Raw genomic sequence first — 12,179 nt, forward strand, 5'->3', positions numbered from 1 at the left:
ACATTTCCCGGTTCCGAAATCCGACCGGGGGCTAACCGGCGGGCGCGATCTGCGCCGCCAGCGCCATGATGCGCTGCGGTCCGGCACGGCCGGTCAGGGCATAGGCCATGTCGCCCGCTTCCCAATAGGCGATGACGTCATCGGCGCGCCGCGCGAGCAGCGGCCTCGCCTCCGCCGGGGTTTCGGCCCGGTCCGCGAAGAAGGAGAGCTGCTCCCCCTCCGGCGTGGTGATCGACACGGCGACGGCGGGGCTGTCCGGCGTCGGGTAAAGCTGCACGTCATGGATGCGCCACCGGGCCGGCAGCGGCGGCAGGACGATGCCGGTCGAACGCTGTATCTCGCTGGGGTTGAGCGTGGCGCTCTCCACCTGGGACGCCATGCTCTGGCGCAGCAGCCCGGTGCGGTGCGATGCGGCGGCTTCGTCCAGGAAGGTGGTGGCCTGCGCCGCCTGCGGAAATTCGCCCAGCTCGCCCCGCGCGATCCAGCCGGTGGCGACCAGCGCGGCGATGCCCGCCGCCCGGCCGAGATGACGCCATGCCCGGCCATGATCATTGTCATTGGCGACGGGGATCGATGTGTCGCGGCGGCGGCCCACCAGCGTGCCCTTGGTCCCGTCATGCTTCAGGCGGAAGTCGATATGCGGCCAGCGCTTGCGCCAGCGCCGGGCGACGAGCCGCTCGCCGGGACGGGCCGCGTCGTCCAGCAGCACGACCGCGCCCGGAGACAGGCGGGCAAACAGGCTGTCCGCCGCGCCGCGCACCAACGGGTGCACCGCCCAGGGCGGACCGTCGATGATCAGCAGGTCGATGCTGTCGGGCAGGCTGTCGATGTCGTACCAGCGGCCCGGCCAGTCCTCGCTTTCCGCAACCAGCGGCGCGTGGCGCAGATCGGCCGTCAGCCCATGGTCGGCCAGCCAGTTGCGGGTCGCCTGCACGAAGCCGTCATGCTGGTCGAAGCTGGTCAGCCGTCCCCCGCCATGCAGCGCCAGCGCACGCGCGGCGATCAGCGTCGATGCGCCCGCCCCCAGTTCCACCACATGGGCGGGCCGCAACCGGGCGATTTCCCGCACGATATGGCGCAGGAAACCGACATCGGCCTTCCAGCTCCCCAGATGCGGCAGGGCGTCATGGGGCAGGCCAAGCTCGTCGAGCAGCGCGCGCTTGTCCGCCTTGCGCCCGCCCGACAGGCTGGCCAGCAGCCAGGGCCAGGTGATCGCGCCGAAGCCGACGCGCCAGATCATGTCGGACAGTCGGCGCCGGGCCGCCACGGCATCGGCTTCGCTGAGGGACAGGAAACCGGTCAATTCTCTGGAGGTCACGGGTGCGCCTATCCTTTATCTGCGGGTCGAGACTGGTTATGCGGCGGGATAGCCGGTTCGCTTGGACCCGTATATCGCCAGCACAGGGAACGCCGATGACACGCATCATATCCGCGACTGTTGAACGTTGGCCGGTCGCCGGGGCCTTCATCATCAGCCGGGGCGCGAAGACGTCGGTGGATGTCGTGGTCTGCACGGTGGGCGATGGCGCGCATGTCGGCCGGGGCGAGGGCACGGCGATCTATTATGAGGGTGAGACGGCGGAAGGCTGCGCGGCGGCGATCGACGCCTATGCCGGACCGCTGGAGCGGGAGGCGCTGCTGAGCGCCATGCCGCGCGGGGCCGCCCGCAACGCGCTGGACTGCGCGCTCTGGGACCTGGAGGCGAAGCGCGCCGGGGTGCCGGTGTGGAAGCTCGCGGGGCTGGAGGAGCCCAAGCCCCTGCCGACCGCCTTCACCATCAGCCTGGGCGATCCGGAGAAGATGGAGGCGGATGCGCGGGCCGCGGCGGGGCGCGGCTTCGGCCTGCTCAAATGCAAGCTGACCGGCGATGGCGACCGGGCGAGGATCGCGGCGGTGCGGGCGGGCGCGCCGGACGTGCGGCTGATCGTCGACGCCAATGAAAGCTGGCATGATCTGGACATTGTGGCGGAGGCGCAGGCGCTGGCGGAACTGGGCGTGGAGATGGTCGAACAGCCGGTCTTTCACGGCAAGGAGGATCGGTTGGCGGGAATCAGGTCGCCCTTGCCGCTCTGCGCGGACGAGAGCTGTCATACGCGGGCCGATCTCGACCGGCTGGGGGATTTCGACGCGGTGAACATCAAGCTCGACAAGGCGGGTGGGCTGACCGAGGCGCTGGCCCTGTCGCGGGAGGCGCGGGCGCGAGGATTCCGCGTGATGGTCGGCTGTATGCTGGGTACGTCGCTGGGGATCGCCCCGGCCGCGCTGGTGGCGCAGGGGGCGGACTGGATCGATCTGGATGGCGCGCTGCTGCTGGCGAAGGACCGGGAAAGGGGGCTGGAACTGCGCGACGGGCTGCTGCGGCCTGGCGGGTTATGGGGCGAGGCATAGACTTCCCGATCCGGCCTTCACAGGAGCAGGGCGCGGGCAATCAATATCCCAGCGTCAATCCCACCGCATAATATTTCGGCCCCACATTGGCCTTGGCGCGCAGCTTGGGGATCAGCGGCATGGCAAGCGTCGCATAGGGGCGTGTATTGTCGCCGCTGAAGCGCACGCCCGCGCCGATGGTGGCGGAGGCGGGGAGGGTGTAGGTCGCCTCGACGCGCCCATAGAGCTTCGTATCCCCGTCGCGCAGATAGACGCCGCCGCCCGGCGTCAGGCTGAAGCCGGCAATATCCATCGCATAGCCGGCGCCGATTTCCGTGCCCCAATGCCCGTCCGCGCGTCCGTAATTTACCTCGGCCCCGATCCCTTCGGCATGGGCGGCAGGGGTGAAGGCGAGCGCAGCGGCGGCCAGCAAATAACAGGTTTTCATGGCTGTTCCGAAATGTCCGTTCGTCATTGCACCCGCCTGACTCCGGCCGATGCGCCGGGCAAGCGGGAGCAGGCAAGGCGAGTCCGATATGCGATCAGGCGAGTCAGGCGGGGGCGCTGCCCCCCGGCTGGTCGACGCGCACCACGGGCTGCACCTCAGGATAGGGCATGATCGCCCGCCCGTCCGGCGCGGCGGTGAAGCTGGTCTGCGTCGGATAGGCGAATTCGATCCCCTCCGCGTTGAAGCGCTTCCAGATGGCGAGGCCGACCTTGTGCCGGGACTGGAAATAATCGTGCGTATCGGGGTCGGGCACGTCGAAATTGAGCTGATAGTCGAGCGAACTGGCGCCGAAGCTGACCAGCCCCGCATTGACGAAGATATGCCCCTCTGCCTCCACGATCTCCTTCAGCATGGCGGGGATGGCGTCGGCCTTGTCCTCCGGCGTCTGGTAGATGATGCCGATGGCGAAGGTCACGCGCCGCTGCGCCAGCGTCTGCAGGCTGGTGATCTCCTTCTGGAGGAGGTTGGCGTTGGAGATCACCTTCTTCTCGCCGCTCATCGCGCGCAGATGCGTGCTTTTAAGGCCGATGCGCTCCACCCGGGCGGTGGTCTGGTCATAGGTGATGACCTCGCCCTGCCGGAAGGGTTTGTCGAAGATGATCGACAAGGCGGCGAACAGGTCGGAGAAGATGCCCTGCGCCGCAAGGCCGATGGCGATGCCGCCGATGCCCAGGCCCGCGACGAGGCCGGTGACGTTCACCCCCAGATTGTCCAGCACGACGATCAGCGCGATGGCGAACAGGGCGAAGGTCACGAGCACGCGGATCAGGCCCATGGCGTTGGCCAGGCTCTGGCTCTCGTCCGCCGAGGTGCGCCGTTCCACCAGACCCAATATGATCTCCCGCGCCCAGATGGCGCATTGGAAGACGGCGGCGATGGTGAAGAGGAAGACGACGGTCTTCAGCACCATCTCCGGCGGCCGGGCATAGCTCACCACCAGCCGCGCGGCGACCATCGCCATGAAGAAATGGGTGGTGCGGGCAAAGGCGCGGCCGGCGACGTTGGCAAGGCCCAGAGTGTCGCCGGGATGCCCCTTCAACCGTCCGCCCACGCTGCGCAGCGCCGTCAAAAGGCTGTAGATGGCCACAGCCGCGCCGATGGCGATCAGGATCTGCAGATAGTGGAGCGAGAACCAGTGGACCGTCGACTGCCACATCTCGGCCAGATTAGGCGGGCGGACGTCGATCTGCGGCAGGGTGGCGGTATCTTTCTTGGCGGCCATGAATATCCTTGCGGTTCTGGATGCGGATCAGGCCGCCAGGGGAAGGGCGGTCGAGCCGCCGGCCTCCTCCAGAAAAGCGATCAGTCCGCGTTCGTAACGGGAAAGATAGCGGGTTGCGCGCGGCAGGCGAAGCCCCTGTCGCCATGCATCCTGTCCGTTGCGGCAAAGCTCGATCAGCGCGGGGTGGATATAGCTTTTGCGGCTGATCGCCGGGGTGTTGCCCAGCGCGGCGGCGACCGGCTCGATCATCTGCTTGAGCGACACGCTGCCCGCCGCCAGCGTTTCGAAGGCAATGACGGAGGCGCCCCAGGTGCGGAAATGCTTGGCGGTGAAATCGCCGCCCATGGCTTCGGCTATATAGGCGTTGACGTCGCCCGAGGTGATGGGCCGGGCGACGCCTTCCTCATCCAGATATTGGAACAGATGCTGTCCCGGCAGATCCTGTACGGCGCGAACGAAGCGGACGAGGCGGCGGTCGGTGACGGTCAGCTCATGCTCCCGCCCCGACTTGGCCCGGTAACGCAGGCGCAGCGCCTGTCCGCGCAGGTCGACATGGCGGCGGCGCAGCGTGGTCGCGCCGAAGCTCTTGTTCGCGGCGGCATATTGCTCATTGCCGACGCGCACCTTCGCCAGGTCGAGCAGGCGCACGACGGCGGCCAGCGTCTTTTCCTTGCGCAGGCCGCGCCTGGACAGGTCGGCTTCGATCCGGGCGCGCAGCCTGGGCAGGGCGCGGCCGAAGGCGGGGCAGCCGGCATATTTCTCCGCCTCCCGCGCGGCGCGGAAATCGAGGTGATAGCGATATTGCTTGCGGCCCCGGTCGTCATAGCCGGTCGCCTGGATATGGCCGTGCGGATGGGGACAGAACCAGCAGTCGCGATAGGCGGGCGGCATGGCGATGGCGTTCAGCCGGTCGATCTCTTCCCGGTCGGTGATGCGCGCGCCGCTGGCGTCGAAATAGGCCCATCCCCTTTTCATGGCCCGGCGCGTGATGCCTGGCAGGCTGTCATTGGCGTGGACGATGGAATCGGGCGGCATGGTTTTTCCTCAACCCGCCGCCAATCGCTTCGTTCCGCGACGGGCTGCCCAGAGGGAACCGGTGGAGGGCGAACGGTCCAATCGCGGCGCTCCGCCCACGATTCGCTGAATGGCGCCAATCGATCCGTCACCCCCTTACCGGCGCGCCTTCCGGCGCCGCCCGCTAAAGCCGCTTGAATCGCATGCCGCCGGACAGTTGCCAGTGCTGCGGATGCCGGCGCATCACCGACAGATGGGCAAGGGTCAGCGTCAGGCACAGGATGGCGGCGGGGATCGCCACCGCCTGCGCCATTGGCGCCAGCAGGGCAACCGCCGTCGCGACGATCGTCCCGCCCAGCGCCATCAGGGTCGCGCCCGGTTCCCCATCCGGGCCGCGCATCCAGAACACGCATCCGCCGACGCCCAGCGCGAAGGCCATGGCGAAACGCGCCGCCTGTGCCGGTTCCGCCAGGCCGCAGCCGATCAGCAGCAGCAGGATCGCGCCCGCCAGACCCAGGCGCGGCATGCGGCCGAGCAGATGGGCGATGACCGGATAGATCAGCAATTCGCCCATGGCGACGGCGATGAGGATTGCGGTGGCGAGCCGGGCCTGCTCCGGTCCCGCGATCAGCGCCACGACCGCCGTCCCGGCCCAGGGCACCAGTCGCAACGGCGCCATGCGGATGTGGCTGATCCACCCCTGCAACCCCGCGCGGGTCTCCCAGCGCCGGTCGGCCAGCCGCAACTGGAAGGCGGCGATGATGAACAGCGCTTCGGCGCCCCATGGCAGCAGCGCCGGCGCAATCAGCGGCGCGGCGAGCACCAGCCCCAGCAGCAGGCCGTGGGCCGCGCCCAATATCTTCAGTTCGCCCTTCATGCGGCGCTCCCTTGCGCGACGGGTGTTGCGGGAAATAACGGCTGGCGCGCGGCCAACTTGCGCTTCCGGGTCAAATAGGTGTCGAGGCCGATCTGCAAGGACAGCATCATGAAGATGAAGGGCTGATAGGCGATGCCCACGAACAGCGATCCCACCATATAGATGACATGGCCCTGTTGCAGGGCTAGCGCGAAGGGCGACACCCAGGCTTCATCGCCTTCCCGGTTCCGGTACATGCGCCGGATCGCCTCCGTCCGGATGAAGCAGACGAGGTGCAGCAGCGCCCAGAGGAAGAAGCCGAAATAGCCCTGCTCGCCCAGCATCTCGAAATAGGCGCTGTGATAGGCGCGGCCATGGTCGGTGACGATGCGCTTTTCCATGCGCGATCCGGCGGCGTCGATCACCCGTTCCTGCATTACATAGGTGAACCTGTTCTGCAGATAATTGTCGAAGCCGCCGCCGCCCGGATGCTCCTTCACATAGTCCAGCGTCCATTTCCACACGGCGAGGCGGGTGGAGGCGCTTTCGTCCTGGCTGTGATTCTCGATGGTCGACATGCGCTGGGTGAAGCTGGCGGGCAGGAAGGGAATCGCCGCCAGCGCCGCCACCGCCATCAACGGGCCGTAGAGGAACCGCCGCTTCGACCGCATCAGCATCAGCCCCGCCAGGATGGCGATGCACACCAGGCCCGTCCGCGCCTCCGTCCCGATCGGCATCAGCAGGCAGGCAAAGCAGAGCGCATAGGCGAACAGCCTGACCCGCCAGTCGGGCGGAAAGACGGTGCCATGCCGGGCCAGCCAGAGGATCAGCGGGATCAGCGAAATGGCGACGGTCGAAATGATGCTGCCTTCATAGAGGCCGCTGTTATTGTCCACCATCAGGTTCAGCACGCCATAGCCGCCGCCCGACAGCGCCGTCTTCATGCCGCCGTTGATGATGATCGTGCTGGCGCAAAGCACCATGAACAGGGCCAAGGCCTCGATCCGCAGGCGCGTGCGCAGCGTGACGGGCAGGAAAATGGCGAACAGCATCGCCTTCCATACCCAGCCCCATTTGGTCGCGGCGTTGATCGGAAAGTCTGCCGTCGCCGTGGTATAGCCGCACCAGACTAACAACAGCAGCAGGATCGCCTGCCGCGCAGACAGTCGGCAATCCTTCTTGTCGTCGACCAATATCCACGATCCCACCGCTGCCACGAAGGCGATGAAGGAGATGGGGACGCTGTTCAGCAGGAAATAGGAGAGGCGCTGGGGCGATACGATGTCGATATAGGCATAGACGGCTATCAGCAGGAACGGTCGTCGCAAGCCTGTAAGGAAGAAGGCGCCAAGGAAGGCAACGAAGAACAGGTCACGCATCGCCGCTCTCCGCCTCCAGGCCGGAGGGGGGATCGCGATCCAGGTCGGGCCGCGACAGCAGGCGCCAAGCCGCCAGCAGAATGACGCCATGGCTGATGAGAAGGGAAAGGGCGTCGATCATCGCGTGCTTGAGCTATCCGTCACTTCCAACATGCTCCTGCGAAGGCAGAAGCCCAGTCCGGACGGCAGGACTTAGGCTCCTGCCTTCGCAGGAGCATGTTGTACTGAAGCCCGAACCCTCCCACCCCTAACCCAACAGAGTTGACGGCCCGTTAAACCTTTTTCGGCAAGACTCGTCGCCATGACACGGATTCTCCATGTGCTGGACCACAGCCTGCCGATGCACAGCGGATACACTTTCCGCACCCGCGCGATCCTGCGGGCGCAATTGGCGAAGGGCTGGGAGGTGCGCGGCATCACCGGTCATCGCCATGCCGCGCCGGGGCCGCTGGAGGAGGTGGTCGACGGCCTGCATTTCCACCGCACGCCCGGCGAATCGACCGGCGGCCATCCGCTGCTGCGCGAATGGCGCGACATTTCCGCCCATGCCGACGCCATCGATATGCTGGTGCGCCAGTGGCGGCCCGACATCATCCACGCCCATTCGCCGGTGCTGAACGCGATCGCCGCGCAGAAGGTGGCGAAGCGTCACGCTATCCCCATGATCTACGAGATCCGCGCTTTCTGGGAGGATGCGGCGGTCGGCAACGGCACCGGGACGGAGGGCAGTCCGCGCTACTGGCTGACACGGCAACTGGAAACCCATGCCGTCCGCGCCGCCGATGCGGTTGCCGTGATCTGCGAAGGCCTGCGCGGCGATCTGGTGGCGCGGGGAATCGACGCGGCCAAGATCATCGTCTCGCCCAACGGCGTCGACATGGACCAGTTCGGCACGCCCGTTCCCCGCGACCCCGCGCTGACCGCGAAACTGGAGCTGGAGGGCGCCGACGTCGTCGGCTTCATCGGCAGCTTCTACGATTATGAGGGGCTGGACGACCTGATCGCCGCCCTGCCGAAACTCGTGCGCGCCCGCCCGAAGGCGAAGCTGCTGCTGGTCGGCGGCGGCCCGTGCGAGCAGGCGTTGCGCGACCGGGCCATGGCCTCGCCCTTTGCCGACCATATCGTCTTCGTCGGTCGCGTGCCGCACGATCAGGTCGAGGATTATTATGCGCAGGTCGACATCCTCGCCTATCCGCGCAAGTCGATGCGCCTCACCGATCTGGTGACGCCGTTGAAGCCGCTGGAGGCGATGGCGCAGGGCCGGCTGGTCGCCGCGTCCAGCGTCGGCGGCCATCGCGAACTGATCGAACATGGCGTCACCGGCACGCTGTTCGCGCCTGACGATCCGCCCGCCCTTGCCGCCGCGCTGGCGGGGATGTTCGCGGATCGCGGCTTCTGGGAAGAGCGGCGCGCGGCGGCGCGCGCCTTTGTGGAGCGGGAGCGTAACTGGTCGTCAAACATTCTTCGCTACGAACCCGTCTATCGGCAATTGCTGGCGCGCCCTCAAGGGGCGCGGGCGGCGGCGTGAGAAGAATGCGTGGGCTGCTGAAGGCGCTTTCGGGCGCGCTCGGGGCCGGGCTGCTCCTCTTCTCGCTGCCCACAGGGCTGGTCGAAACGGTCGTGGCGTCGAGTGGCCTTAGCGAAGCCATCCCGGCCGCCGCGCCGCCGCTGGGGCTGAAGGCCCGTCTGCTGCTGGCGGGTTTCGGCGCGGCGATGGTCCTGGGCCTGATCTGGGCGGGACAAAGAGAAAAGCGCGTCGCTCTGCTGACGCATGACAAGCAAGGGCGCGGGAACGGCGCCGCAGGAGTGAGTGAAATGGGTTTTGCATTGTCGAAGCTGAACTGGCTGTCGCGTGACCGGAGCAGGTCGGGTCCGGCGCTGCGCCGTGCCGACGCCCATCCCGATGCCCCCGCGCGTCCGCCGATCTTCGCCAGCCGCGACTTTGGCGGCCTCGACATTTTCGCCCGCACCGCGCCCGGACGCGAAGATGGGGAGGCGGAAGCCGCTGTCGAGGCGCCCATCACCGCGCCGGGCAGCCTTTCCCTTCCCGGCATGCCGGACAAGATGACGGAGGAAACGGCCTTCGCACGCCTGCAGCGCGCGTTTTCGCCGGAGACTGTCGATGCCGACCCTCAGGAGATCGCGCAGCCGGCGCAGCCCGAGACCGCTCCCGCGCCTGCGCCCATCGCGCATCTTTCATTGGCGGAGCTGACCCAAAGGCTGGAACAGGGTCTTGCCCAGCGCAAGCGCATGGGCCGGCCCGCCTCCGTTCTGGCCGACATGCCGGTCGAAGCCGCCGTGCCCGTGCGCGATAAGGTCGAGCAGGGCGTCGATGAGGCCCTGCGCGCCGCTCTGGGGACTTTGCGGACCATGGCCGGCCGCGCCCGCTGAACCGGCAGGCGAGAGCGCGCTGACGGGCGCTCTCCCTTGATGGCTCTCACCAGTCCTCTATGGTGAGCGCCGACAATTCGACCCACTCGCCGGCCGGCACCGGACGGCGGCAGTCGATGCTGATGTCCGCGACGAAATGGCCGGACAGGCTCCATTCCGCTTCCTCGATTCCCTGGACAAAGGCTGCACGCCGCTCGGCCGCATCGGGCCCGGAGAGGGTCAGCGCGACGACATGGCGCCGCCCCTGGAACAGCGCGCTCGCCCAGGGACGGCTGACGGCGCGTTCCACCATGACGGTTCCACCCGCCCGCGCGATCAGTTGCGACAGCAGACGGGGCAGGGGGTCGCGCGCTTTCGCCGCACCTTCATTTTGGAGCAGATTCCGGATGGGAGCGTTCACGTGGATGCTTGTCATTCGCCCATGCTCCTGCGATATGTGTTCATGAAATGTTCTACTCGCCTCTTCATTCTCATGCCGGGTTCGCGGCCCCTGCGCAGGTCGAAGACCAGCCGGGGATCGCGCACGCTCTCGCGGCCGAACCGGGTCGCGGGAATGCCGTTTTCCCGCAGAAATTTTTCGACCTCTCGCAACAGCATAGTCCCGCTTCTCCTCTGTCGATTCGATCCGCCTGCGCGAATCCCTCAGGTGATTTTCATGTTGCCTAATTTCCTACTTGTCTAGGAAAATTCCTATCAGTAATGGATGAGATATGGTCGGTATTGGAGAAGATCCGCGCGTGGTGCTGGAGCGGCTGATTGCCGAGCGGGGCGACAGCTATTCCGATCTTTCGCGCCTGCTGAACCGCAATCCCGCCTATATCCAGCAGTTCATAAAAAGGGGCACGCCGCGGAAGCTGGATGAGGAGGACCGGCGCATATTGGCCCGCTATTTCGGCGTGGCGGAGGAAATGCTGGGCGGGTCGGTCCCGCGCGGAACCCCGCCGGTCAGGGTGCGGTCGTTGCCTTCGGTGGTCAGCGTGCCGCGGCTTTCGCTGGGCGCTTCGGCTGGGCCGGGTTCGCTGGACGAGGATGAGCGGGCGGCCGGCCTGATGGCCTTCGACGCCAACTGGCTTCGTCATCTGGGCGTTCGGCCGCAGAAAATATCGATCATCCGCGTCGATGGCGAATCCATGGCTCCCACGCTCAGCGATGGCGATGAGATCATGGTCAATCATGACGACGATGCGGGGCGGCTGCGCGACGGCGTCTATGTGCTGCGGCTCGACGGGGTGCTCATGGTGAAGCGCGTGGCCATGGGGCCGCGCAGGGGTTTTTTCTCCGTGCTCAGCGACAATCCCCATTATCCCGACTGGATCGACATCGATCCGGCGCTGGTCGTGATCGTGGGCCGGGTGGTATGGACAGGAAGACGGCTGGTTTAGGGCGGGTTTCGATGTGATTGAATCAGATCGCCGCTATAATCTCTTTATTGTCCGCGATTTCTTGACCAGCGATCGGTTCGATTGCTGGAAATCGCTCTGGGAGGCAGGCTTTTGAACGACAATGGCGCGGTCATCCGCAAGGCCACCGAATGGCGTGGGGCGCGGCTGGCGCTGGCGACGGTGGTGTCGACCTGGGGCTCCGCGCCCCGACCGCGCGGCAGCCATATGATCGTGCATGAGGACGGCCGGTTCGAAGGCAGCATATCCGGCGGATGCGTCGAGACCGACGTGCTCCAGCGCGCGGCGGAGGTGATCGGGGGGCGGCCGGCTAATCTGGAAACCTATGGCGTGGCCGATGGCGACGCCTGGGCGGTCGGCCTGCCTTGTGGCGGGGAAATCAGCGTGCTGGTCCAGCCGGTCAGCCCGGAAGGCTTCGACCCCGCATTGTTCGAGCGGATCGCGGCGGAAAGCGAGAAGGGCAGGGCGCTCACCCTGTCGACGGATCTTGCGACCGGCCTCACGCGGGAAGGGGCGGGGGAGGGGCAGTTTCACAACCGCTACGATCCGCCCCGCAGATTGCTGATCGTCGGTGCTGTGCAGATCGCCCAGTCGCTTAGCGCACTGGCGCGGGCAATCGGCGTCACTCCCGTCGTCATCGATCCCCGCGGCCGTTTCCTGACGGAGGAGCGCTTCCCTGGCGTCGAACTGGACGACCGCTGGCCGGACGAAGCGGTTGCGGCCCGTTTTCCCGGCGGATCCACCGCGGTCGTGACGCTCAGCCACGACATCAAGATCGATGATCCCGCCCTGGCGGCGGCGCTGCGTGGGCCGACGGGCTACATCGCCGCGCTGGGATCGCGCAAAAGCCATGCGGCGCGGTTGGAACGGCTGGCTGCTCTGGGCTTTTCGGCGGAAGAACTTGCGCGCATAGACGGCCCCGCCGGCCTCGACATAGGGGCGATAGGCGCGGCGGAAATCGCCCTCTCCATCGCAGCCGGCATGGTCGCGGGCTTCAACGCCAAGCGCTAAGCCAAGCCTCCCCATCAACGAAGGGGAGGAC

Annotated in this window: 14 protein-coding genes; 5 read left to right on the plus strand and 9 right to left on the minus strand. The window is 66.9% G+C overall.

What is annotated here, in order from left to right:
- Positions 1–31 precede the first annotated feature (31 nt).
- Positions 32–1,318, minus strand: a complete 1,287-nt coding sequence (locus tag H5V43_RS15900) for a class I SAM-dependent methyltransferase (RefSeq protein ID WP_025549307.1) — start codon at positions 1,316–1,318, stop codon at positions 32–34.
- Positions 1,319–1,413: 95 nt separating this feature from the next.
- Here H5V43_RS15900 and dgcA point away from each other — a divergent pair, with 95 nt between their 5' ends.
- Positions 1,414–2,388, plus strand: coding sequence for an N-acetyl-D-Glu racemase DgcA (gene dgcA / locus H5V43_RS15905; RefSeq protein ID WP_025549306.1), 975 nt, complete (start codon positions 1,414–1,416; stop codon positions 2,386–2,388).
- A gap of 40 nt (positions 2,389–2,428) precedes the next feature.
- On the opposite strand, the gene H5V43_RS15910 is transcribed toward dgcA, so the two are convergent.
- From H5V43_RS15910 to H5V43_RS23800, 6 genes are all read right to left on the minus strand, one after another.
- Positions 2,429–2,815, minus strand: coding sequence for a hypothetical protein (locus tag H5V43_RS15910; RefSeq protein ID WP_025549305.1), 387 nt, complete (start codon positions 2,813–2,815; stop codon positions 2,429–2,431).
- Positions 2,816–2,918: 103 nt separating this feature from the next.
- Positions 2,919–4,097, minus strand: coding sequence for a mechanosensitive ion channel family protein (locus H5V43_RS15915; protein ID WP_025549304.1), 1,179 nt, complete (start codon positions 4,095–4,097; stop codon positions 2,919–2,921).
- 27 nt (positions 4,098–4,124) lie between these two features.
- Positions 4,125–5,132 carry a DNA topoisomerase IB gene (locus H5V43_RS15920; RefSeq protein WP_025549302.1) on the minus strand — a complete coding sequence of 336 codons (1,008 nt, stop codon included), beginning with the start codon at positions 5,130–5,132 and terminating at the stop codon, positions 4,125–4,127.
- Positions 5,133–5,295: 163 nt separating this feature from the next.
- Positions 5,296–5,988 carry a hypothetical protein gene (locus H5V43_RS15925; RefSeq protein WP_025549301.1) on the minus strand — a complete coding sequence of 231 codons (693 nt, stop codon included), beginning with the start codon at positions 5,986–5,988 and terminating at the stop codon, positions 5,296–5,298.
- Positions 5,985–7,346, minus strand: coding sequence for a putative O-glycosylation ligase, exosortase A system-associated (locus H5V43_RS15930; RefSeq protein ID WP_099185193.1), 1,362 nt, complete (start codon positions 7,344–7,346; stop codon positions 5,985–5,987). The genes H5V43_RS15925 and H5V43_RS15930 overlap by 4 nt, the downstream gene beginning before the upstream one ends.
- Positions 7,339–7,467, minus strand: coding sequence for a hypothetical protein (locus tag H5V43_RS23800; RefSeq protein WP_255308758.1), 129 nt, complete (start codon positions 7,465–7,467; stop codon positions 7,339–7,341). Before H5V43_RS23800 ends, H5V43_RS15930 begins: the two co-directional genes overlap by 8 nt.
- Positions 7,468–7,647: 180 nt before the next feature.
- Here H5V43_RS23800 and H5V43_RS15935 point away from each other — a divergent pair, with 180 nt between their 5' ends.
- Together H5V43_RS15935 and H5V43_RS15940 are read left to right on the plus strand one after the other, a co-directional pair.
- Positions 7,648–8,874, plus strand: coding sequence for a TIGR04063 family PEP-CTERM/XrtA system glycosyltransferase (locus tag H5V43_RS15935; protein WP_037482606.1), 1,227 nt, complete (start codon positions 7,648–7,650; stop codon positions 8,872–8,874).
- Positions 8,875–8,879: 5 nt separating this feature from the next.
- Positions 8,880–9,737, plus strand: a complete 858-nt coding sequence (locus H5V43_RS15940; RefSeq protein WP_037482604.1) for a hypothetical protein — start codon at positions 8,880–8,882, stop codon at positions 9,735–9,737.
- A gap of 46 nt (positions 9,738–9,783) precedes the next feature.
- Here the strand turns inward: H5V43_RS15940 and H5V43_RS15945 are convergent, their stop codons facing one another.
- Complete coding sequence (locus tag H5V43_RS15945) at positions 9,784–10,152, minus strand: hypothetical protein (protein ID WP_025549300.1); 369 nt, start codon at positions 10,150–10,152, stop codon at positions 9,784–9,786.
- Positions 10,149–10,334 carry a hypothetical protein gene (locus H5V43_RS23495; RefSeq protein ID WP_025549299.1) on the minus strand — a complete coding sequence of 62 codons (186 nt, stop codon included), beginning with the start codon at positions 10,332–10,334 and terminating at the stop codon, positions 10,149–10,151. Before H5V43_RS23495 ends, H5V43_RS15945 begins: the two co-directional genes overlap by 4 nt.
- Before the next feature lie 113 nt (positions 10,335–10,447).
- On the opposite strand from H5V43_RS23495, the gene H5V43_RS15950 reads away from it, so the two are divergent.
- Together H5V43_RS15950 and H5V43_RS15955 are read left to right on the plus strand one after the other, a co-directional pair.
- Positions 10,448–11,119: a S24 family peptidase gene (locus H5V43_RS15950; RefSeq protein WP_025549298.1), complete on the plus strand. Its 672-nt coding sequence runs from the start codon at positions 10,448–10,450 to the stop codon at positions 11,117–11,119.
- A gap of 111 nt (positions 11,120–11,230) precedes the next feature.
- Positions 11,231–12,148: an XdhC family protein gene (locus tag H5V43_RS15955; protein ID WP_025549297.1), complete on the plus strand. Its 918-nt coding sequence runs from the start codon at positions 11,231–11,233 to the stop codon at positions 12,146–12,148.
- Positions 12,149–12,179: the final 31 nt, after the last annotated feature.

The sequence above is a fragment of the Sphingobium fuliginis genome (assembly GCF_015074805.1).
Taxonomy (GTDB): domain Bacteria; phylum Pseudomonadota; class Alphaproteobacteria; order Sphingomonadales; family Sphingomonadaceae; genus Sphingobium; species Sphingobium fuliginis.